A 20352-nucleotide genomic window follows, 5' to 3' on the forward strand; every position below is an offset into this window, starting at 1 on the left:
GCTATGAACACGCTTCTTTCCATTGGGCACGGATATTCGGGCCGCGCAACCGAGGCCGCACTGGGGCCGGACTGGCGGGTGCTGGGCACCTCGCGCAAACCGGGGGCAGCAGTGCTGTGGCCCGATCAGGCGGCCGAGGCGCTGGCGCAGGCGACGCATGTGATCTCATGGGTATCACCGGACGACAGCGACCCGGTGCTGCCGGTGCTGCGCGATCTGCCCGCGCCGCGGCTGGCATGGATCGGCTATGCCTCGGCCACCAGCCTTTACGGCGATGCCGACGGTGCGTGGATTGATGAAAGCGCCCCCGACCAACCGACAACCGAACGCGGCTTTGCCCGCCAGCAGGCCGAGCGCGACTGGCAAGCCTTTGCCGACGCGCGCGGCGTGCCGCTGGCGCTGCTCAGGATCGCCGGGATCTACGGCCCGGGACGCTCGGCGCTGGACGCGCTGCGGCAAGGGCGCGCGCACCGGGTGGTGAAAGCGGGGCAGGTGTTCAACCGCATCCACGTCACCGATCTGGGCCGCATCGCCGCCGCCGCCGCGCAGGCCTGCCTTGCCGGGCCGCTGATCCTGTCCGACAATGAACCGGCCCCCATGGCCGATGTCACCACCTTCGCCGCCGGGCTGCTGGGCGTCACCCCGCCGCCGCTGGTCGATTTCGAGAGCGCCGACCTCTCGCCCATGGCCCGCAGCTTTTACGCCGAAAACAAACGCCTTCGCTCAAGACGCCTTGGCCCTGAGCTGGGTGTAAGCCTGCGCTACCCCGACTACCGAACCGGCCTGAGTGCGATCCATACCCAAACCGCCTGACCGCTTATCATCTGTCCTTAAATATCCTGGGGGGTGAATTGGCCGTCAGGCCAAGAGGGGGGCAAGGCCCCCCTTCCCCCGCCAACCCACGAGCCGCCGATGCCCCGTTATGCCTTTCTCATCGAATACTTTGGTGCACCGTTCAATGGCTGGCAGCGGCAGGATGGCCAACCGACGGTGCAGCAGGCCATCGAGGAAGCGCTTGGCAAGATCGAACCCGCCGAGCCGCGCATCGCTGCCGCCGGGCGCACGGACACCGGGGTGCATGCGACCGGACAGGTCGCCCATGCCGATCTGACCCGCCCCTGGACACCCTACCGGCTGCAAGAGGCGGTGAACTATCACCTCAAGCCGCATCCGGTCGCGGTGACCGCCTGCGCCCTGGTGGATGAGGACTTCCACGCCCGCTTCTCTGCCCGCGAGCGGCGCTACACGTTTCGCGTCGTCTCGCGCCGCGCGCCGGTGGTGATCGACGCGGGCCGCGTCTGGCAGGTGCGCCAGCCGCTGGATCTTGAAGCGATGCGCCAAGGGGCTGCCGCGCTGATCGGCACGCATGACTTTACCACCTTCCGCGCGACGCTCTGTCAGGCGAAATCCCCGGTGAAATCGCTCGACGAGATCTCCATCGAAGACTGCGACTATCCGGCAGGCCGCGAGTTCCGCTTCCACCTGCGCGCGCGCAGCTTTCTGCACAATCAGGTCCGTTCGATCGTCGGCACACTCGAACGGGTGGGCGCAGGGGCCTGGTCGCCCGAGCGCGTGGCCGACGCCCTCGCCGCCCGCGACCGGGCTGCCTGCGGGCCGGTGTCACCCCCACAGGGGTTGAGTCTGACCGGCGTCGGCTATCCGTCCGACCCTTTCAACCGCTGAACACTCAGCAAGGGGGCCTTCAGCCCCCTCTTCGGCTAACGCCGAATTCACCCCCGAGGATATTTTTGGACAGATGATGGCGGTTAACGAAAGGTTAACGGCGCTTTCTTTGCTCGTTAAATATCCTCGGGGGGTGAGACCCCTTGGGGGCCGAGGGGGCTGAAGGCCCCCCTGCATGCTCACGACCAGGCGAGTCGCGTGGGGATATTCTTGTGTCTGCAGAATATGCCCTTATCTTTCAACGCAAGGATGTAGCGGCGGAGGAGGTTCGCTGTGCTGGAGTTTCTACTGTCCGGGTCGCTGGCACCGTTCAGCGTTGCGTTGGCGTTGTTGGTGGGATTGCTGGCGCTTGAACTGGCCCTCTCGCTTGTCGGCGGCTCGATCTTCGCGGGCGGGGCCGAGCTCGACGCGCCCGAAGTCGACCTGCCGGATCTCGATACGCCCGATCTTTCCCCCGACGGCTTCGGGCACGGCGAACCCGCTGATGTGTCGGGCGTCTCATCGGTGCTTGGTCTGGGCAAGACCCCCTTCATGATCTGGCTGGCCTCTGCCCTGCTGGGCTTTGGTGTCAGCGGTGTTGTCCTGCAATCGGTCCTTTTGACGTCGCTGGGCAGCCCCCTGCCCGGCTGGCTGGCGGCGATCCCCGCATTGCTCGGCGGCTGGGCGTTTGCGCGCGGCTTTGGCGGGGTCTTTGCCCGGCTGATCCCGCAGGACGAGACGCAATCGGTGTCCGAAGCCACCCTCGGCCGCCGCCGCGGCGTGATCACCCAAGGCACCGCCGAGCGCGGCCGCCCGGCCGAAGTGCGCGTTATCGACCGCCACGGCAACCCCCATTACCTGCGTGCCGAACCGCTTGAAGACGGGGCGCGCCTTGTTCAGGGCAGCACCGTTCTGGTGCTGCGCGACCATCGGCTGGGGCTGTATCGCCTGCTGTCCGTGGAGTGATTTCCAACGCCGCTTTTTTTCAGGAGTTCCCATGCCGTTCACATCGCTCTTAATCATTGTCGGGGCCGTTCTGGCCTTTCTCGTTCTGCTCGGGCTTGTTCTGGGCCGCCTTTATCGCCGTGCCACGCGTGAGATCAGTCTGGTCAAGACCGGCGCGGGCGGAAAGCGGGTCATCATGGACGGCGGCACCATCGTCATCCCGCTGCTGCACGAGGTCAGCCCGGTCAACATGAAGACCCTGCGGCTGGAAGTGCAGCGCAACAACGAGGCCGCGCTGATCACCAAGGACCGCATGCGCGTCGATGTCGGGGTCGAGTTTTATGTCTCGGTCAGTCCGACCGACGAGGGCATCGCGCGCGCCGCGCAGACGCTGGGTCAGCGCACCTTTGACGTCGATCAGCTGCGCGAGATGATCGAGGGCAAGTTGATCGACGGCCTGCGCTCGGTCGCGGCGCAGATGACGATGGACGAGCTGCACGAGAACCGCTCGATCTTTGTGCAGGAAGTGCAGAACGCGGTATCCGAGGATCTGCTCAAGAACGGTCTGTCGCTGGAATCGGTGTCGCTGACGGCACTCGACCAGACGCCGTTCGAGGCGCTCGATGAGAACAACGCCTTCAACGCCGTGGGGATGCGGCGGCTGGCCGAGGTGATCGCGACATCGAAAAAGGAACGCGCGCAGATCGACGCCGACGCCGAGGTTTCGGTGCGCCGCGCCGCGATGGAGGCCCAGCGCCAGAAGCTGGTGATCGAGCAGGACGAGGAACAGGCCCGCATCGAGCAGACCCAGCGCATCGCCACCCTGCGCGCGCTGCAAGAGGCACAAACGGCGACCGACAACGAGAACTCGGCCCGCGAACGCGAGCGGGCGCGGATCGCACGTGAGGAATCGATCCGGTCGCGCGAGATCGAGCGCGAGCGCACGCTGCGCGACGCCGAGATCAGCTCGGAGCGCGAGCTGGAAGTGGCGGATCAGGAACGCCAGATCATCGTTGCCAAGAAGTCGGAAGAGGAAAGCCGCGCGCGGGCCTCGGCCGATCTGGCGCGGGCGGAAGCGATCAAGGCGATGGAATCGGTGACCACCGCCCGGCAGGTCGCCGAGGCCGAGCGCAGCAAGCAGATCGCCCTGATCGACGCGCAACGCGAGGCCGAGCGGGAAGCGACGCGCATCCGCGTGGCGGCGCAGGCGGAAAAGGACGCGGCACAGGACCGTGCCGACGCAAGGCGCGAGGAAGCGCGCGCCGATGCCGATGCGATCACCATTCGAGCCGAGGCCAAGAAGCTGGACATGCTGGCCGAGGCCGAGGGTCGCCGTGCCATCACCGAGGCCGACAACGCGATTTCGCCGGCCATCGTGCAGATGAAGATCGACCTTGCGCGGCTGGAAGCCTTCCCCGAAATCATGGCGCAGATGGTCAAGCCGGTGGAGAAGATCGACTCGATCAAGATCCATTACGTCGGCGGTCTGGGTGGCCAGAATGGCGGCGGCCTTGCAGGGGCTGGCGGCGAAAAGCCGGTGGTCAATCAGGCGCTGGATTCCATCATGGGCATGGCCGTGCAGATGCCCGCGCTGCGCAAGCTGGGTGAGGAACTGGGCCTGTCGATGGAGGGCGGCATCGCCGGCATGGCGGAGGGTGCGTTGAACGGCAAGCCTGTGCCCGAAGCCCGCGACGACTGACCGGTTCTGTGTCGATGCATCAGGCCCTCGCCTGTGGCGGGGGCCTTTTCATTTCGGGCTTGGGGATTGGTGGTTGACTAGGAAACCTTCTGGCACTAGTTTCCTAGTCAACAACAAAGGAACCGTCATGCCAGTCTCTGCCCTCGACGATCATCTTGGCTACTGGATGCGCGCCGCGTCGAACGCCGTTTCGCAGGGCTTTGCCCGCAGGCTTGCGGATCAGGGGGTTACGGTCGCCGAATGGGCGGTGCTGCGCGTCCTCTATGATGCGCCTGCCATGGCCCCTTCGGAACTTGCGGCGCGGATGAGCCTGACCAAGGGCGCGATCAGCAAACTTTCCGACCGCCTGCAAGCCAAGGGTCTGCTGACCCGCGCCGACCACCCCGACGACCGGCGGGGGCATTTGCTGGACCTGACCGCGACCGGACGGGCGCTGGTGCCCAGCCTTGCCGCCATCGCTGACGCCAATGACACCGCGTTCTTCGACGTGCTGGACCCACCCGAGAAAGCTGCCCTCGACCAGCTGATCAAGGCGCTTGTCGTCCGGCACGGCCTGACCGGCACTCCCGTTGACTGAACCGACCCACCCCAACCGAAAGGACCTGCGCGATGGACGCAGACCACGCCCGTGTCGCCCGGCAATGCCTTGACGCGGCCTATGACGGCACGATGGATTTTCCCGCCATCCTGGGGGCGCTGACCGCCGCCGGGTTCGAGGGCTATAGCGTCGATTACCGCCGCCACCTGACCACCTACTACCGGCCTGACGGCCAGTCGCTCGATCTGCCGATGTCGGGCAGCCACGGTGCCGTGGCCGAGGTCTTCGACACCGCAGCGCTCAAGGCGGCGATCCATGCCGCACAAACCAACGCGCCGGGATACAGCTATGCCGGGTTCAGCACACAGGCGACGCAGGCCGGGTGCGCCGGGTACATCGTCTCGATCCCGGGGCGGCGTGTGCTGTATCTTGGACGCAGCGCCGAGACCCATGTCGAGCATTTCCCGCGTTAGGACACCCCGCGCATGGCGACGAACGACTAAGGCCCCCACCACAAGGTGAGGGCCTTTCTTCCTGCCGGAGCAACCGTGTCAGGCGCGTGCAGCGCCCTGGTTATGCTTGCGGGCGACCAGCGTCTTGGCGGTTTCCACCGCAACGGCGGCATCGCGGCAATAGGCATCAGCCCCGATGGCGCGGCCGAATTCTTCGTTCAGGGGCGCACCGCCGCACAGGATGATATAATCCTCGCGCAGGCCCTTTTCCTTGAGCGTGTCGATGATCACCTTCATGTAAGGCATCGTCGTGGTCAGCAGCGCCGACATGCCGATGATATCGGCATTTTCGGCCAGCGCGGCGTCAATGTATTTCTCGACCGGGTTGTTGATGCCCAGATCGACCACCTCGAACCCGGCGCCTTCCATCATCATCGCGACAAGGTTCTTGCCGATGTCGTGGATGTCGCCCTTGACCGTGCCGATGACCATCTTGCCCATACGCGGCGCGCCGGTTTCCACCAGCAGCGGCTTGAGAATGAACATCCCCGCCTTCATCGCGTTGGCGGCCAGCAGCACTTCGGGCACAAACAGGATGCCGTCGCGGAAGTCGTCGCCGACGATCTTCATCCCGGCGACCAGCGATTTGGTCAGGATGTCGTAGGGCGTCCACTTGCGCTCGAGCAGGATGTTGACGGCCTCTTCGATCTCGTCCTTGAGACCGTCGTAGAGGTCATCGCCCATCTGCGCGACAAGTTCGTCGTCGGAGAGGTCAGACAGGATGATGTCGTCTTCATCGGCCATGGGGCGCTTCCTCGCAAGAGTGTCTTAAAGCCTGAATGCGGCAGAAGCCCTGCCACCACTGATCCATTCCCGACATGCTCCGATTGAAAGGCGACAGCAAGGCTTTGTTATCCAGCCTCCCTTGAAAATTGTTCATGATCTGTTCATCATCAGACTCATGTCGCGCCCCCTTCCCCCTTGCCGCCCACGGACCCCACGCTGCGTGCCCCCGCCCGCGCGACGACAGCGCAGCCTGCCACGCGCTTCGACACGCAGACGCGCAGCTGGGAGCATGACGGCTGGGACATCCCCGAAGAGGAGCGCCTGCTCAGGCGCGAGGTCAGCATCGAGCAACCGCGCAGCGTGATCTCGTGGAATCAGTCGCCGGATCTGAGCTTTGACCGGGCGATCAACAGCTATCGCGGCTGCGAGCATGGCTGCATCTATTGCTTCGCCCGTCCCTCGCACGGGTATCTGGGCCTGTCGCCGGGGCTGGATTTCGAGACCCGGCTGATCGCGCGCCCGACCACTGCCAAGGTGCTTGAGCGTGAGCTGGGCAAGAAGGGCTATGTGGTGCGCCCGATGGCGATGGGCACCAACACCGACCTGTGGCAACCGATCGAGGCGCAATACCGCATCACCCGGTCGGTGCTGGAAGTGCTGCACGCGTGGCGGCACCCGGTGATGATCACCACACGCGGTGCGCTGATCGAACGCGACATGGATATTCTGTCCGAGATGGCGGCGCTGAACCTGTGTGAGGTGGGTATCAGCATCACCACGCTGGACGCAGGTCTGTCGCGCGACATGGAGCCGCGCGCGCCCACGCCCGCGCGGCGACTGGGCATGATGCGGGCGCTACGGGCGGCGGGCATTCCGGTGCGGCTGATGATGGCGCCGATCATTCCGGGCCTGACCGATCATGAGGTAGAGAAAATCCTGACTGCCGCGCGCGAGGCCGGGGCGCATACGGCACGCTGGGGTCTGATCCGCCTGCCGCGTGAGGTCAGCCCGCTGTTTCAGGACTGGCTGGAACGCAAACGGCCAAACCACGCCGCCAAGGTCATGAAACTGCTGCACGAGATGCGCGGTGGTCAGGATAATGACAGCAATTTCCACAGCCGCTTTCGGGGGGCCGGTCCCTATGCCGACCTGCTCGCGCAGCGCATACGAAAAACCCGCGCGCGGCTTGGCTATGCCGAGGCCAGCAAGGACCTCGACTGCGGACAATTCCGCCAGCCGCCGCGCGCGGGTGATCAACTCAGCCTGTTCTGACCAGACGAGGGGCGCCGGTCAGTCAGACTGACAGATCACGCATTGTCAGATCACGGGCAAGCAGCGCGGTAGTAACCGCCGCGGCCATCCGCATAGGCGCAATCGCCTTGGGCCGAGTTACGCGCAACCAGAGCGCCGGCAGCAGCGCCGCCCAGAGCAGCAACGATGGTCCAGTTCGGGTTCGCGTCGAACGCATCAGCCAGCAGCAGACCACCGGCAGCGCCAGCAAGACCACCCACGGCGGTGCGCTCGTTCGAGCTCATGGTGCAGGCACCAAGGGTAAGAGTGCCGACAGCAGCGGCGATCATCAAAGCTTTCATGGAATGTCTCCTAAATGGCGTTCCCCGGGCAAACGCACAGGTCGCTTATCGGTTCCATGAAATGAACACCGACGCGAGACACGGAAACGTTACCCAGCGGAAAACCGCTGGGAAACAGGTGCCTAGGGGCCGGGACTGGCCGCAGTTTCCCTGCCTTGCGTCAATCTTCGAACAGCTCGGTCTGGCCGGGATTTTCCTCGTCCTCGTCATCACCGCTGCGCTGCTGGCCCGGCATGCCACGGCTGTCCAGCAGCCCGGCCTCGCGCAGTTCCTTGACGCCCGGCAGATCGCGCGGGGTTTCCAGCCCGAAGTGGTCGAGGAACCCGTCGGTGACCACAAAGGTCAGCGGGCGGCCCGGGGTCATGCGGCGACGGCCAAAGCGGATCCAGTCCAGCTCCATCAGCTGATCAATCGTGCCGCGCGACAGCGACACACCGCGGATTTCCTCGATCTCGGCCCGCGTCACCGGCTGGTGATAGGCGATGATTGCCAGCGTCTCGATGGCCGCGCGGCTCAGGCGGCGGGTTTCGACCTGCTCGGTGCGCATGAGCCAGCCCAGATCGGGGGCCGTGCGCATCGCCCAGCCGCTGCCCACCCGCACCAGATGCACCCCGCGCCCGGCATAACGCGAGCGCAGATGCACCAGCGCCTCGCCCACGTCGGACCCTTCGGGCAGCCGGCGCGTCAACTCGGCCGAGGTCACCGGCTCGGCGCTGGCAAAGAGGATCGCCTCGATCATGCGCTCTTGCTCGGCAATCGGCGGCACCGGGAACAGGCCGGGGGTGTCGTCGTCGTCGAGGTCGGTTTCGTCGGTCATCGATCCCCCTGCGGGCGCAGCCGCACCCGGATTGGTGCAAAAGTCTCACCCTGTTGGATTTCCAGCTGCCCCTGCTTGGCCATTTCCAGCGACGCGGCAAAGGTCGAGGCCAGCGCCGAGCGCCGCCGCGCCCCGGCAGCGCGCCAGCCGGGGGCAGGAAACCCGCCAGATCCGACCAGTTGATCGCCTCGCCGATCATGCCACGCAACCGTTCAAGCGCCAGTTCCAGCGGGAAAACGTCGGTGCGGTCAAAGGCGTAGGGGCGGAATTCGTCGCGGGTGCGCAGGCGGGCATAGGCCTGCACCAGTTCCAGCAGCGTTGCCGTGTGCTGGGTGCGTTTCTCGATGGCGTGGGTTTCGGGATCACCCCGCGCAAAGAACTCGCGCCCCAGCCGGTCGCGGCCCATCAGCCGCCCCGAGGCCTCGCGCATGGCTTCCAGACGCTCCAGCTGGAACGCCAGATGCGCGGCAAGGTCTTCGGCGCTGGGGCCTTCTTCGGACGGGTCCGGCGGCAGCAGCAGACGCGATTTCAGGAACGCCAGCCAGGCCGCCATCACCAGATAATCGGCGGCCAGTTCGATCCTGAGCGCGCGCGCAGCCTCGACAAAGCGCAGGTATTGCTCGGCCAGTTGCAGCACCGAGATGCGGCGCAGATCGACTTTCTGGCGGCGTGACAGGGTCAACAGCAGGTCGAGCGGCCCTTCATAGCCGTCGACATCGACGATCAAGGCCTCGTCTTCGAGGCGGGCGGCAACCGAGTCACCGCTCTGCGTCGCCTCGGCGTCACTCATTGCGCATCAGGCCCTTGCGTTGCTGAGGCGCTCAAAATCGGCGGTGGCGGCGGCAATGTCAATCGCGGCTGGTTCGCGGCGCATGGCAAGCGCCCGCTCGGCCCGGATCGCGGCCTTGGCGCTCAGCGTTCCCGAGGCCGCCACGACCCCCGGCATCTCGGCCATGTCGCCCGAGCAATGCAGCACGATATCGCAGCCCGCCGCGATCGCCCGGCCTGCGCGGTCGGGCAAGCTGCCGCCCAGCGCGTTCATGTTCAGATCATCGGTCATCAGCAACCCGTCAAAGCCCAGGCTCTCGCGCAGATAACGCAGAACAATGGGCGAGAGGGTGGCAGGCGTGTCGGGATCGAGCGCCTCGATCACCATATGGCCGGTCATGCCCAAGGGCAGGTCGGCCAGCGCGCGGACGGGCACGAAATCATGCGTTTCCAGCCCGGCCAGCGGGGTTTTGCAGCGCGCCAGTTCCAGATGCGTGTCGGCATTCGCCGCGCCGTGCCCCGGCAGGTGCTTGATCACCGGCAGCACGCCGCCCGCCAGCAGCCCGTCAGCCGCTGCCCGGGCCAGCACGGCAACCTCAGCCGGGTCCGGTGACCAGATGCGGCGTTGCAGGAAGGGGTGCGTTTGCAGCCCCGCCACATCAATCACCGGCGCGCAATTGCCGTCAACGCCGCAGGCGCGCAGCTCGGCCGCCATCAGCCGGTGGCGCAGGCGCACGGCCTCGGCCCCGCCCGCCTGTGCGCTGGCATCATCCCAGGCGCGGGCCAGCGGTGCGCGCAGGCGGGCGACAGTGCCGCCCTCCTGATCCATGAACACCGGCGCGTCACGGCCCACGGTCTCACGCAGCGCCGCCGTCAGCGCGCGCAGCTGCGCGGCGCTTTCGACGTTGCGCTTGAAGAGGATAAAGCCCCACGGGTCAGCATCGCGGAAAAACGCGGCCTCGGCGGTGCTCAGCACCGGCCCGGCACAGCCCAGGATCGTGGCGCCGGTCATACGCGGCTCAGCGGATCAGCGTCGGGATACAATCGACGCTCTCGGCCATCAGCATGGTGCAGAAGCGCCGCGCTTCGGGCTCGTCCGAGAAACCGGCGGCACGCAGCCGGTAGAACACCCGCCCGCCCGAGGTGGCAGGCTCGATGATCCGGCCCCGGCTTTCAAGGAAACTGGGGAAGCGCTCGTTGATCGCCTCCCATGCGCCGCGCGCGGCGGCCTCGTCGTCATAGACGCCAAGCTGCACCAGACGGGTGCCCGGGGTCAGCGTGTCCGGGTCGACCTCGGTCACCGGGCTGGTGCTGAGCCGGGTGACCAGCTCTTGCAGCAAGGCCTCGGCCTGCGCGTCGGTGCCCCCGCTGAGCGGGGCCTGCGCCACCGCCTGCACGGCGACCTCAGGGCGGGAGACGGCGCTGGCGACGACGGTGGCATTGCGCGCCCGGGGATAGGGCGAGCGCGACACGCCGGGGGCCGAAGCGGGAATGATCTGCAGCGTTTGCGACGCGGCAGCCTGCGTGATCGACACCGGCGCATCGCTGGGGGCAGCCACCGGGGCCGGAGCCGGAGCCGCGACCTGCACCGCGCCCGGCGCGCTGATCGGCGTGCCCCGCGCGGTCATCACCTCAGCCGAGCGATCCTCGGCCGACAGATCCAGCGATTGCGGTGCCAGCGCGATGGTCTGCGCGGCGCTCGCCGCACCACCCTCTGCCGCGACGGTGTTGACGGCAAGCCCCTGATAGGCCGCCTGACGGCCACCGGGATCCTCGGGCGATTGACGGGCGGGACCGGCCAGTGCGCGGATCACCGGCACCCCGGTCACATCGCGCACCATCAGGCGGTAGGACCACACACCCACCCCGCACAGCAGCGCCACAGAAAGCGCTGCACCTGCCAGATTGACCATCCGCCCCATGCGGCCCGGTTGAGCCGCGTAGGGATCACCGGACGGAATCCGTCCGGGCTGCGGGGCATACTGCCCCTCATAATAGCCTTGTGCCATGCTCGCCTCACAAACCCGCCGGGTTGGTCCCGGTCTTGGCCTACGTTCAATACACGCCCGCTTTCACGAACGCCCCTGCCCGCGCGCTGGCCTGTAGTTCAGCGCATTTCCTCGACAGGGGTGACGCCAAGGATAGCAAGACCCGCAGAAATAACAACGCCCACGGCGCGTGCCAGAGCGATTTTGCTCGCCATTGTGGCCGCATCGTCCTGTACGAAGCGCAAAGCGGGCTCGTCATTGCCTTTATTCCAGTGGCCATGCAGGTCTGCGGCCAGTTCACCGAGGTATCCGGCGACGCGGTGCGGCTCATGCGCACGGGCGGCAATTTCGACCTGACGTGGCCAATCGGCCATCTTGCGGATCAGCGCGATCTCGGCGGGGTGGTCCAGTGCGGCCAGATCGGCCTGCGCCAGCGCGGCGTCCGAGGTGTCGATCCCGGCCGCAGCGGCCTTGCGCAGCACCGAGGCGACGCGGGCGCTAGCGTATTGCACATACCAGACCGGGTTGTCGCGCGATTGCTCCTGCACCTTGGCAAAGTCGAAATCGAGCGCCGCGTCGTTCTTGCGGGTCAGCATGACGAAACGGGTCACATCGGCGCCCACCTCGTCGACCACATCACGCAGGGTGACAAACGTCCCTGCCCGCTTGGACATCTTGAACGGCTCGCCGTTTTTATACAGCTTCACCAGCTGGATCAGCTTGATATCCAGCGGCACGCGCCCGTCCGACAAGGCCGAAACCGCCGCTTTCATCCGCTTGACATAGCCGCCATGATCCGCGCCCAGAATGTCGATCAGCAGATCGAAGCCGCGCTGCACCTTGTCGTAGTGGTAGGCGATATCAGGGGCAAAATAAGTCCAGCCGCCGTCGGATTTCTTGACCGGGCGGTCCACGTCATCGCCATGCGCGGTGGATTTGAACAGCGTCTGTTCGCGCGGCTCCCAATCATCCAGCGTCTTGCCCTTCGGCGGCTCCAGCACGCCCTCATAGATCAGGCCCATGCCGCGCAGCGTGTCGATGGCCGCCTCGATCTTGCCGGTGCCGTAAAGCGCCTTTTCGCTGGAATAGACGTCCATCTTGACGCCCAGCGCTTCCAGATCGCCCCGGATCATTTCCATCATCGCCTGGGTGGAAAACTCGCGGAAGATCGGCAGCCAGTCGGATTCGGGCGCGGTCAGGAAGGTGTCGCCGTATTGTTCCTTGAGCGCTTCGCCCACCGGGATCAGATAATCGCCGGGGTAGAGCCCCTCGGCGATCTCGGGGGAAAGGCCGTTTGCCTCGCGGTAGCGCTCAAAGGCCGAGCGCGCCAGCACATCGACCTGCGCGCCGCCATCGTTGATGTAGTATTCGCGCGTCACGTCGTAGCCGGCGAAATCCAGCAGGCTGGCCAGCGCATCCCCGACCACCGCGCCGCGCGTGTGGCCGACATGCATCGGGCCGGTCGGGTTGGCGCTGACGAATTCGACGTTGACCTTCTGACCCTTGCCCAAGGTTGCGCGGCCGAAATCCGTGCCCGCGCCCAGCGCTGAACCGACAATCGCCTGCCAGGCCGAGGGCACCAGCCGAAGGTTCAAAAAGCCCGGCCCTGCCACCTCGACCGCCGCGATGCGCGGATCGGCCGACAGACGGCTCGCCAGCGCATCAGCGATCTCGCGCGGTTTCAGGCCCGAGGGCTTGGCCAGCACCATCGCCGCATTGGTCGCCATATCGCCATGCGCCGCATCGCGGGGCGGTTCGACCGTCACCGCTGCGGTTTCCAATCCTGCGGGCAGAACGCCCTCGCTGGCCATCGCGCCGAGACACTCGACCACCAGCACGCGAATATCGTTGAACAGGTTCATATCGTCGTCCTTTGTTGCCCCTGCACTACCACGGCGGCGGCGAAGGTCAACTCGCGGAACGCCTTGTTTAGTGCTCGGACGGGGGCAAAGAGGGGGCAGCGGCCTTGTCGGTGTTCACCCTGAGCAGGAAAACGATCGGCAGAGCGCAGGCAGTGAAGATCAGCATCAGCAGGAAATTGTCGACATAGGCGATCATCGCGGCCTGTTGCGTCACCAGCCCGTCCACCTGCGCCGCCACCGTCAGATTGCCCTGCAGCAAGCCCGGCACCAGCTGGTGCACGGCCTGCGAGTCCGCACCAAGGCGCGACGCGAGTTCCTCGTGATTGGTCGCGATCATCCGCGCCAGCACCGAGGTCACGATGGAAATCCCCAACCCCGAGCCCACGTTGCGCACCAGCGCGAACATCGACGTGCCGTCGCTGCGATACTTGGCCGACAGCGTGGCGAAGGTCAGCGTCGAGAACGGCACGAACACGAAGCCCAGCCCAAAGCCCTGCATCACACCCGACCAGACGATGGGCCAGACATCCATCATCGTGTCATAGCCGGTCATCATCCAGAAAGCGCCGATGGTCAGCGCCATGCCGAAAGTCACCAGCAGGCGCGGGTCTACCTTGCCCATCAGGCGACCCACGACGATCATCGACAGCATGGTGCCGATCCCACGCGGGGCCATGGCGATGCCGGTGGTGATCACCGGATACCCCAGCAGATTTTGCAGCAGCGGCGGCAGCAGGGCGAGGCCCGAGAACAGCGTCAGGCCGATCACGAAGATGAACAAGAGCCCCATGGAAAAGTTGCGGTCGGCGAACATGCGCAGATCGATGAACGGCTCGTCCGCCGTCAGGCAGTGGACGATGAACACCCACAAGCCACTGATCGACAGGCCGATATAGATCCATGTCTCGGGCGAGCCGAGCCAGCCGACAGCCTGCCCCCGGTCCAGCATCAGCTGCAGCGCGCCAATTGCCAGCCCCAGCATCGCGAAGCCGAAGAAGTCAAAGCGCCGGGTGCGCGTCGGGGTTCTGGGCATGAAGGCGGCGACGCCCAGCAGCGCCATGATGCCGATGGGCAGGTTGACCAGAAACACATAGCGCCAGCCGAAATCCTCGGTCAGCCAGCCGCCCAGCGTCGGGCCGACAATCGGCCCCAGCATGATGCCCGCGCCGTAAACGGCCATCGCCTGACCCATGCGCTCGCGCGGGTTGATGTCCAGAATCGTGCTCTGCGCCAAGGGGCTGAGCACCGCGCCGAACAGGCCCTGCATGACGCGGAACAGCACCATTTCCTCAAGCCCCGTGGCGATCCCGCACAACAGCGACGAGCCGGTGAACCCGGCAATGGCGATCAGGAACAACAGCCGCGCGCCCAGACGGTCGACCAGCCAGCCGGTCAGCGGCGTGGCGATGGCCGAGGCGACGATATACGAGGTCAGCACCCAGGTGATTTCTTCCTGACTGGCCCCGAGGCTGGCGGTCATATGCGGCAACGCGACATTGGCAATCGTGGTGTCGAGCACCTGCATGATCGTCGCCAGCATGATCGCCACCGTCAGCCAGCCGCGATGCGCGACCTCAAGGTTCGGGCGCGACAGGGCGGCGGTCATGGCAGCAGATGCGCAAGGTTGAGGCGGTCATAGCGGCTGGCCCCGGTATCGACCGAGACCCCGGCACTCAGCCCCCGCGCAGCGGGCGGTCAGAGCTGCTCTCCAGCCGGATGCGCACGGGCACCCGCTGCACGACCTTGACCCAGTTGCCGGTCGCGTTCTGCGCCGGGATCAGCGAGAATTGCGAGCCGGTGGCGGCGCCGATGCTCTGCACCGTGCCGCGCAGTTCCAGCCCGGAATAGGCGTCCAGCGTCACCGTTACCGGCTGGCCGGGGATCAGCGCGCCGACCTGCGTTTCCTTGAAATTCGCCTCGATCCACGAGGTATCAGCCTCGACCAGACTGGCCACCATTGTGCCTGTGCTGATGTACTGACCGATGTTCAGGCTGGCCGTCTGGCTGACCACACCGGAAGCCGGGGCGCGGATCACCGTATGCGCCAGCGCGCGTTCGGCCGCTTCGCGGGCCGAGATGGCGGCCCGCACCGACGGCATGGTGTCAATCTCGCGCCCGGGATCGCCGCCCAGCGCGGCGGCGGCCTGCGTCACGGCCAGTGCGGCCAGCGTCACATCGTTTTCCGCAGATTGAACGGTCAGTGAGGCGGTATCGAGCGCCGTGTTCGAGATCACGCCGCGCGTTTCCAGCTCGGTCTGACGCTCGAATTCATGCTCGCGCAGCGCCTGAACCTGACGCGCCGCATCCAGTCGGCCCTGCGCCGTCACCAGCGCCGAGCGCAACTGCTCGGCCCCCAGCCGCGCGGCGGCCAGCGCCGCGTCGGCCTGATCCAGCGCGATGCGGTAAGGTTCGTCGTCGATGCGAAACAGGATATCCCCGGCCTCGACAGGCTGGTTTTCCACCGCGACCACCTCGGTGATGCGGCCCGACACATCGGCGCTGACCGGCAGGATCGCCTGGCGGACATAGGCGTTATCGGTGGTCTCGTACCGCCCACCGGTCAGCCACGCATAGCCGCCGCCCAGCGCCAGCAACAAGGGCACCGACAGCATCAGCACCCGGCGGCTGCGCTTGCGGGCAGGCTTGGCAGGGGCGGTTACCGGCTCGGGCTTGGCATCGGCCTGCGACGCGTCGAAGGCAGCGGTGGTGTCTTTGGGGCTCATGGCTTCATCATTCATTGATGGCGGCATCGCAGGGGGCGGTGGTTTCAAGGTTGGTCATGATCTGGCCGAGCAGCCGGATCAGCGTCTCGCTCTCGTCAGGCGCGATCCCCGTCAGCGCGCGTTCCATCATGTGCTGCGCGACCAGACGCATTTCCTCGATGATCGGCAGGGCAGCGGGGGTCAGCAGGACCAGTTTGGCGCGGCTGTCGGTCGGATCGGGTTCGCGCCGGACGTAGCCGTGCTTTTCCAGCCGGTCGATGGTGTCACTCATCGTCATCGGGCTGACTTCGATCCGGGCAGCGATCACCGACTGGGTCAGCCCGTCCTGCCGCGCCAGCACACCCAAGGTGCGCCATTGCAGCAGGCTGAGCTTGTGATCACGCGCGCGCCTGCTGAACTCGCTGCGCATCACGCGCGCGGTGTCGATGAGCAGGGCCAGCAGCGGAGAAGAGTGAGTCGCCATAGAATCTTCCTTTGTTACGGACCGATATAATAAAGGTCCGTAACAAAGCAAGGGCCAGAAATGCTGCCCTGCAGCAAAAATTTCAGCCCGAGACGATATACCGGGTAAAGCGCACCATATCCGAGCCGAGCAGCCGCGAATGCTCTTGCAGCGCGAAACGGTCGGTCATGCCCGCGACGTAATCCGCCACGATCCGCCCCAGCGCCGCCTCGTCACGCGCGCGGGCCACATCATCGCGCCACTCGTCCGGCAGGCGTGTGGGATCCTGCATGAACAGCGTGAAGAGATCGCGCACCACCTCTGTCACTTCGGCCCGCATCGCCACCACACGGGGGGCGCGGTACATGCGGGTGAACAGGAACTGGCGGATTACCTTCAGTTCGCGAAACAGCTTGTCGGAAAAGCGGATGATCGTGGTGCCCAGAAAGCGGATTGCATCGGCATCCTTGGGCTGCGCCGCTTCAAGCCGGTGGTGGGCGACGGCGATCACATCCTCGACCATCACGCCAAACACCCGGCGCAGCGCCTCATGTCGGCGACGCATCTTGTCCAGACCGGGATAGAGCGCGTCAACCTCGGCAAAGGCGGGACCGGTGATCGGCAGCGCCATCAGGTCTTCCTCGGTGAACAGGCCCGAGCGCAGACCGTCGTGCAGATCGTGGTGGTTATAGGCGACGTCATCGGCAATCGCCGCGACCTGCGCCTCGGCGCTGGCATGCGTGTGCAGCCACAGGTCGTGCTGGGCGTTGTATTCCGCCAAAGCCGCCGGGATCGCACCCTTTTTGGGCGTGCCATCGGGCAGGATGATCGGGCCGTTGTGCTTGGCGATGCCTTCCAGCGTCTCCCAGCTCAGGTTCAGCCCGTCGAAATCGGCATAGTGCCGTTCCAACGCGGTGACGATCCTGAGCGCCTGCGCGTTATGATCAAACCCGCCATACGGCTCCATCAGCTCGGACAGCGCGTCCTCACCCGTGTGACCGAAGGGCGTGTGGCCCAGATCATGCGCCAGCGCGATGGCCTCGGCCAGATCGGTGTTCAGCCCCAACGATCCGGCCAGCGTGCGCGCCACCTGCGCCACCTCGATGGAATGGGTCAGGCGGGTGCGGTAATAATCGCCCTCGTGCTCGATAAACACCTGCGTCTTGTGTTTGAGCCGCCGGAAAGCGCTGGAATGGATGATCCGGTCACGGTCGCGCTGAAAGGGCGAGCGGAAGGTCGAGATCGTCTCGCGGTGCAGCCGCCCACGGCTTTGCGTGGGGTCTGCGGCGAAGGGGGCCTTGTCGGTCATATCGTCCTACTTGCCGGGTGCGCTTGCCGCACGCCTTTAGCCTGCTTATATCTACACTTGCATAACAGGAAAACGCTGATCCGCCATGAAACTGCCCCCCGCGTCACAGATCGCGCCTTTGCGCGCCTCGCCGAGATCGCTGAAAACGCCGGTCAGGACCAGGTCCTGCGCATCGCCGTGTCGGGCGGGGGGTGTTCGGGCTTTCAATATGAGATCACGCTCGACGCCCCGGCCGAAGATGACCTCGTGCTGGCCGCCAAGGGACAACAGGTGGTCATCGACCCCGTATCCCTGCCCTTTCTGGACAACGCGGTGATTGATTTCACCGAAGAGCTGATCGGCGCGCGGTTCGTGATCGAAAACCCCAATGCGGCGTCCAGCTGCGGTTGCGGGATCAGCTTTTCGATGTAAGACCTGCCGTGCAGGCATGAAAAAAGGGGCCGCAAGGCCCCTTTTTTGTTGATCTGATGCGCTCAGCGCCGCCAGGTCAACGACGGCGGTCGCGGCGCGCCTGCATCGGCTGGAACGCGACCGAGACATGCGCCTCGCAATACGGCTTGCCCGCAACAGAGGGCAGACCGCAGAACCAGAACTCTTCCGTCGCCGGATCACCGATGGGCCATTTGCAGGTCCGTTCGGTCAATTCCATCAGCGACAGCTTGCGCGCGGTCTTTTCCACTTCGCGCACCGAGGCCAGTGCCTCGGGCGAAATCTCGTTGGCCGAGGGCTGCGGCGGCAGCGGCTGACCGGCGGGCACAATCTGCCGGCGGCCCGGCAGCGCAACCGGCGTCACACCGATCGACACGCCCGAGGTCGGCGGCGGCACGGCGGCGGCAGGCTTGGCCGCGACCGGCTCGGGCTTGGCCGCAGGCTCGGGCTCTGGTGCCGGAGCAGGCTCGACCCGCGCGGCGGGTTCGGGCGCTTTTTCGGGCGCAGCGGCCGGGGCTGCGGTTTCCGCAGCAGCCGGGGCCGCGGCCGAGGCGTCGCCCGTGCGGCTGGACAGACCCAGCCGGTGAACCTTGCCGATGACCGCATTGCGCGTCACCGAGCCCAGCTCTTTTGCGATCTGCGAGGCCGATTTGCCCTCGGCCCACATTGTCTTGAGCAATTCGACCCGCTCGTCGGTCCAGGACATCCGTGACGCTCCACAAGAATTTTGGGCGGCTTCAGCGTGCAAACGCGCACGCGGGACTGGCCGCCGATCGCCCCTATTCTATCTTGGAGACGGTGAGATACAAGCAGGCGACGGCGAGGACAAGCCCCGCCCCTTTTGTTTGCCTGTACGTTTATAAGACCGGAGCCCTATCATGACCAGCACAGACCTGCCCAACGCGGCCCCCGAGGCCGCCCGGATCACCGCGTTGCGCGAAATGGGCGCGCGCCGGTTCGGGCGTTTCAACTGGCTGGGCACGCTGACGCTCGCCAAGCGCGAGATCATGCGCTTTCTGGCCGTCTGGCAGCAGACCGTCGCCGCACCGCTGGTCACGGCGGGGCTGTTTCTGGGCGTCTTCTCGCTGGCGATGTCGGGCCGTGCGCCGGTGATGGGCGTGCCGTTCCTGCATTTCCTTGTCCCCGGCATCCTGATGATGTCGGTCATTCAGAACGCTTTTGCCAATACCTCGTCGTCCATCGTGGGGGCCAAGGTCATGGGCAATATCGTCGACACGCTGATGCCGCCGTTGTCCCCCGCCGAAATCGTCACGGGTTATCTGGCGGGTGGCATTGCGCGCGGCCTGCTGGTGTCGGTGGTGATCGTGCTGGCGGTGGGGTTCGTGCTGGGCGTTTGGCCCGCGCATCCGGTCTGGCTGCTGGCGATCACCATCACCGGCGGCGGGTTGCTCGGCGGATTGGGGCTGGTCGCGGGCATTCTGGCCAACAAGTTCGACCAGATCGCTGCGTTCACCAACTTCGTGGTGACGCCGCTGTCCTTCCTGTCGGGCACGTTCTATTCCTCGGCCTCGATGCCCCCGGCGATGGCCGCTGCCAGCCATCTCAACCCGTTCTTCTACCTGATCGACGGCGCGCGCTTTGCCTATCTGGGCACATCCGACACCAACCCGGTGCTGGGCCTCGGCGTCACCTTCGGTGCCGCGCTGGCGTTGGCGCTGCTGGCCTGGGTCTGGATCGCGCGCGGCTTCCGACTGAAGGCCTGACCCGTACGCAGGGACAGCGGCAGGAGTGTGACATATCGTTGCATTCCCTAGACCTCAGCCCCGGTCGCGCGATATAAAGCCGCAAGAAGCCATATCGCGGGGCCGTTTTGGTCCCTCATAGCCGGAGTGAAATCGTATGATGAAAGCCCTGACCCTGTCCGCCACCGCGTTGCTTGCGCTGGGTGCGACTCCGTCCTTTGCTGAAGGCGATGCAGAAGCCGGTGAAGGCCTGTGGCGCAGCTGCCGGAGCTGTCATGCGATCACCGATGCTGACGGCACCACCATCCAGCGCGGCGGCCGCACCGGGCCGAACCTGTACGGCCTGCCGGGCCGCGCCGTCGCCTCGCAAGAGGGTTTCCGCTACAGCGCGCCGCTGCTGGAATTCGCCGCAACGGAAGAGGGCGCCGTCTGGACCGAAGAGCTGTTCGTCGAATACGTCTCTGATCCGACGGCTTTCCTGCGCTCGCATCTGGGCGAATCCGGTGCGCGCTCGGGCATGAGCTTTCGCATGACCTCAGGGGCCGAGGATATGTGGGCCTATCTGGCAAGCGTTTCGCCTGCCGTCGACGATGACGCGGCCGAAGCGGACGAATAAGCGCGCCCCCGCGCGCAAGCA

The 20352-nt window shown here is 65.9% G+C and carries 21 protein-coding genes and 1 pseudogene; 10 read left to right on the forward strand and 12 right to left on the reverse strand.

Annotated features, from left to right (window positions below; translation table 11 throughout):
- The first annotated feature begins 3 nt into the window (after positions 1–3).
- The 6 genes from OKW52_RS17785 (at position 4) to OKW52_RS17810 (ending at position 5317) form a co-directional block, all read left to right on the forward strand.
- Positions 4–813 (forward strand): Rossmann-fold NAD(P)-binding domain-containing protein, encoded by an 810-nt coding sequence (locus tag OKW52_RS17785; RefSeq protein ID WP_264506883.1) that lies wholly within the window; start codon positions 4–6, stop codon positions 811–813.
- A 99-nt stretch (positions 814–912) separates the two neighbouring features.
- Positions 913–1683 carry a tRNA pseudouridine(38-40) synthase TruA gene (gene truA / locus OKW52_RS17790; protein WP_264506884.1) on the forward strand — a complete coding sequence of 257 codons (771 nt, stop codon included), beginning with the start codon at positions 913–915 and terminating at the stop codon, positions 1681–1683.
- A gap of 273 nt (positions 1684–1956) precedes the next feature.
- Entirely contained in the window at positions 1957–2628 is a 672-nt protein-coding gene (locus tag OKW52_RS17795; protein ID WP_264506885.1) for a YqiJ family protein, read from the forward strand.
- 31 nt (positions 2629–2659) lie between these two features.
- Positions 2660–4306: a flotillin family protein gene (locus OKW52_RS17800; RefSeq protein WP_264506886.1), complete on the forward strand. Its 1647-nt coding sequence runs from the start codon at positions 2660–2662 to the stop codon at positions 4304–4306.
- A 127-nt stretch (positions 4307–4433) separates the two neighbouring features.
- Positions 4434–4883, forward strand: a complete 450-nt coding sequence (locus OKW52_RS17805; RefSeq protein ID WP_264506887.1) for a MarR family winged helix-turn-helix transcriptional regulator — start codon at positions 4434–4436, stop codon at positions 4881–4883.
- A 32-nt stretch (positions 4884–4915) separates the two neighbouring features.
- A complete protein-coding gene (locus tag OKW52_RS17810) occupies positions 4916–5317 on the forward strand; it encodes a DUF1398 family protein (protein WP_264506888.1) in 402 nt (133 codons plus the stop codon).
- A 78-nt stretch (positions 5318–5395) separates the two neighbouring features.
- On the opposite strand, the gene OKW52_RS17815 is transcribed toward OKW52_RS17810, so the two are convergent.
- Positions 5396–6100 (reverse strand): corrinoid protein, encoded by a 705-nt coding sequence (locus OKW52_RS17815; protein WP_264506889.1) that lies wholly within the window; start codon positions 6098–6100, stop codon positions 5396–5398.
- A 177-nt stretch (positions 6101–6277) separates the two neighbouring features.
- Here OKW52_RS17815 and OKW52_RS17820 point away from each other — a divergent pair, with 177 nt between their 5' ends.
- Positions 6278–7354, forward strand: coding sequence for a PA0069 family radical SAM protein (locus tag OKW52_RS17820; RefSeq protein WP_406622283.1), 1077 nt, complete (start codon positions 6278–6280; stop codon positions 7352–7354).
- 50 nt (positions 7355–7404) lie between these two features.
- Here the strand turns inward: OKW52_RS17820 and OKW52_RS17825 are convergent, their stop codons facing one another.
- From OKW52_RS17825 to OKW52_RS17870, 10 genes and pseudogenes are all read right to left on the reverse strand, one after another.
- The gene (locus OKW52_RS17825) at positions 7405–7674 is read right to left on the reverse strand and encodes a glycine zipper 2TM domain-containing protein (protein WP_264506890.1); all 270 of its coding nucleotides are present in this window, start codon (positions 7672–7674) and stop codon (positions 7405–7407) included.
- 160 nt (positions 7675–7834) lie between these two features.
- Positions 7835–8491 carry an SMC-Scp complex subunit ScpB gene (gene scpB, locus OKW52_RS17830; RefSeq protein WP_264506891.1) on the reverse strand — a complete coding sequence of 219 codons (657 nt, stop codon included), beginning with the start codon at positions 8489–8491 and terminating at the stop codon, positions 7835–7837.
- Positions 8488–9281 (reverse strand): annotated as a pseudogene (locus OKW52_RS17835) (segregation and condensation protein A). The gene scpB and the pseudogene OKW52_RS17835 overlap by 4 nt, the downstream one beginning before the upstream one ends.
- A gap of 6 nt (positions 9282–9287) precedes the next feature.
- A complete protein-coding gene (locus OKW52_RS17840) occupies positions 9288–10271 on the reverse strand; it encodes a glycoside hydrolase family 3 N-terminal domain-containing protein (RefSeq protein ID WP_264506892.1) in 984 nt (327 codons plus the stop codon).
- Between the two features lie 7 nt (positions 10272–10278).
- Positions 10279–11268: an SPOR domain-containing protein gene (locus tag OKW52_RS17845; RefSeq protein ID WP_264506893.1), complete on the reverse strand. Its 990-nt coding sequence runs from the start codon at positions 11266–11268 to the stop codon at positions 10279–10281.
- Between the two features lie 98 nt (positions 11269–11366).
- Positions 11367–13109, reverse strand: coding sequence for an arginine--tRNA ligase (gene argS / locus OKW52_RS17850; protein WP_264506894.1), 1743 nt, complete (start codon positions 13107–13109; stop codon positions 11367–11369).
- 67 nt (positions 13110–13176) lie between these two features.
- On the reverse strand, positions 13177–14715 hold the full coding sequence (locus OKW52_RS17855) for a DHA2 family efflux MFS transporter permease subunit (protein WP_264506895.1): 1539 nt from the start codon (positions 14713–14715) through the stop codon (positions 13177–13179).
- A gap of 67 nt (positions 14716–14782) precedes the next feature.
- Positions 14783–15832 carry an HlyD family secretion protein gene (locus OKW52_RS17860; RefSeq protein ID WP_264506896.1) on the reverse strand — a complete coding sequence of 350 codons (1050 nt, stop codon included), beginning with the start codon at positions 15830–15832 and terminating at the stop codon, positions 14783–14785.
- A 7-nt stretch (positions 15833–15839) separates the two neighbouring features.
- A complete protein-coding gene (locus tag OKW52_RS17865) occupies positions 15840–16295 on the reverse strand; it encodes a MarR family winged helix-turn-helix transcriptional regulator (RefSeq protein WP_264506897.1) in 456 nt (151 codons plus the stop codon).
- 82 nt (positions 16296–16377) lie between these two features.
- Entirely contained in the window at positions 16378–17583 is a 1206-nt protein-coding gene (locus tag OKW52_RS17870; protein ID WP_264506898.1) for a deoxyguanosinetriphosphate triphosphohydrolase, read from the reverse strand.
- 57 nt (positions 17584–17640) lie between these two features.
- Here OKW52_RS17870 and OKW52_RS17875 point away from each other — a divergent pair, with 57 nt between their 5' ends.
- Positions 17641–17994: a HesB/IscA family protein gene (locus tag OKW52_RS17875; protein WP_264506899.1), complete on the forward strand. Its 354-nt coding sequence runs from the start codon at positions 17641–17643 to the stop codon at positions 17992–17994.
- Between the two features lie 76 nt (positions 17995–18070).
- Here OKW52_RS17875 and OKW52_RS17880 read toward each other — a convergent pair whose 3' ends face one another.
- The gene (locus tag OKW52_RS17880) at positions 18071–18718 is read right to left on the reverse strand and encodes a GcrA family cell cycle regulator (protein WP_264506900.1); all 648 of its coding nucleotides are present in this window, start codon (positions 18716–18718) and stop codon (positions 18071–18073) included.
- 172 nt (positions 18719–18890) lie between these two features.
- On the opposite strand from OKW52_RS17880, the gene OKW52_RS17885 reads away from it, so the two are divergent.
- Together OKW52_RS17885 and OKW52_RS17890 are read left to right on the forward strand one after the other, a co-directional pair.
- On the forward strand, positions 18891–19736 hold the full coding sequence (locus tag OKW52_RS17885) for an ABC transporter permease (protein WP_406622284.1): 846 nt from the start codon (positions 18891–18893) through the stop codon (positions 19734–19736).
- 139 nt (positions 19737–19875) lie between these two features.
- Entirely contained in the window at positions 19876–20331 is a 456-nt protein-coding gene (locus OKW52_RS17890; protein ID WP_264506901.1) for a c-type cytochrome, read from the forward strand.
- Positions 20332–20352: the final 21 nt, after the last annotated feature.

It is taken from the genome of Pararhodobacter zhoushanensis (genome assembly GCF_025949695.1).
GTDB classification, from domain to species: Bacteria; Pseudomonadota; Alphaproteobacteria; order Rhodobacterales; family Rhodobacteraceae; genus Pararhodobacter; species Pararhodobacter zhoushanensis_A.

What these genes read in the sequence shown, in the direction of transcription:
- OKW52_RS17785 (WP_264506883.1), top strand. Translation starts at nt 4, where the DNA reads ATGAACACGCTTCTTTCCATTGGGCACGGATATTCGGGCCGCGCAACC.
- truA (WP_264506884.1), top strand. Translation starts at nt 913, where the DNA reads ATGCCCCGTTATGCCTTTCTCATCGAATACTTTGGTGCACCGTTCAAT.
- OKW52_RS17800 (WP_264506886.1), top strand. Translation starts at nt 2,660, where the DNA reads ATGCCGTTCACATCGCTCTTAATCATTGTCGGGGCCGTTCTGGCCTTT.
- OKW52_RS17805 (WP_264506887.1), top strand. Translation starts at nt 4,434, where the DNA reads ATGCCAGTCTCTGCCCTCGACGATCATCTTGGCTACTGGATGCGCGCC.
- OKW52_RS17810 (WP_264506888.1), top strand. Translation starts at nt 4,916, where the DNA reads ATGGACGCAGACCACGCCCGTGTCGCCCGGCAATGCCTTGACGCGGCC.
- OKW52_RS17815 (WP_264506889.1), bottom strand. Translation starts at nt 6,100, where the DNA reads ATGGCCGATGAAGACGACATCATCCTGTCTGACCTCTCCGACGACGAA.
- OKW52_RS17825 (WP_264506890.1), bottom strand. Translation starts at nt 7,674, where the DNA reads ATGAAAGCTTTGATGATCGCCGCTGCTGTCGGCACTCTTACCCTTGGT.
- scpB (WP_264506891.1), bottom strand. Translation starts at nt 8,491, where the DNA reads ATGACCGACGAAACCGACCTCGACGACGACGACACCCCCGGCCTGTTC.
- OKW52_RS17840 (WP_264506892.1), bottom strand. Translation starts at nt 10,271, where the DNA reads ATGACCGGCGCCACGATCCTGGGCTGTGCCGGGCCGGTGCTGAGCACC.
- OKW52_RS17845 (WP_264506893.1), bottom strand. Translation starts at nt 11,268, where the DNA reads ATGGCACAAGGCTATTATGAGGGGCAGTATGCCCCGCAGCCCGGACGG.
- argS (WP_264506894.1), bottom strand. Translation starts at nt 13,109, where the DNA reads ATGAACCTGTTCAACGATATTCGCGTGCTGGTGGTCGAGTGTCTCGGC.
- OKW52_RS17855 (WP_264506895.1), bottom strand. Translation starts at nt 14,715, where the DNA reads ATGACCGCCGCCCTGTCGCGCCCGAACCTTGAGGTCGCGCATCGCGGC.
- OKW52_RS17860 (WP_264506896.1), bottom strand. Translation starts at nt 15,832, where the DNA reads ATGAGCCCCAAAGACACCACCGCTGCCTTCGACGCGTCGCAGGCCGAT.
- OKW52_RS17865 (WP_264506897.1), bottom strand. Translation starts at nt 16,295, where the DNA reads ATGGCGACTCACTCTTCTCCGCTGCTGGCCCTGCTCATCGACACCGCG.
- OKW52_RS17870 (WP_264506898.1), bottom strand. Translation starts at nt 17,583, where the DNA reads ATGACCGACAAGGCCCCCTTCGCCGCAGACCCCACGCAAAGCCGTGGG.
- OKW52_RS17880 (WP_264506900.1), bottom strand. Translation starts at nt 18,718, where the DNA reads ATGTCCTGGACCGACGAGCGGGTCGAATTGCTCAAGACAATGTGGGCC.
- OKW52_RS17885 (WP_406622284.1), top strand. Translation starts at nt 18,891, where the DNA reads ATGACCAGCACAGACCTGCCCAACGCGGCCCCCGAGGCCGCCCGGATC.
- OKW52_RS17890 (WP_264506901.1), top strand. Translation starts at nt 19,876, where the DNA reads ATGAAAGCCCTGACCCTGTCCGCCACCGCGTTGCTTGCGCTGGGTGCG.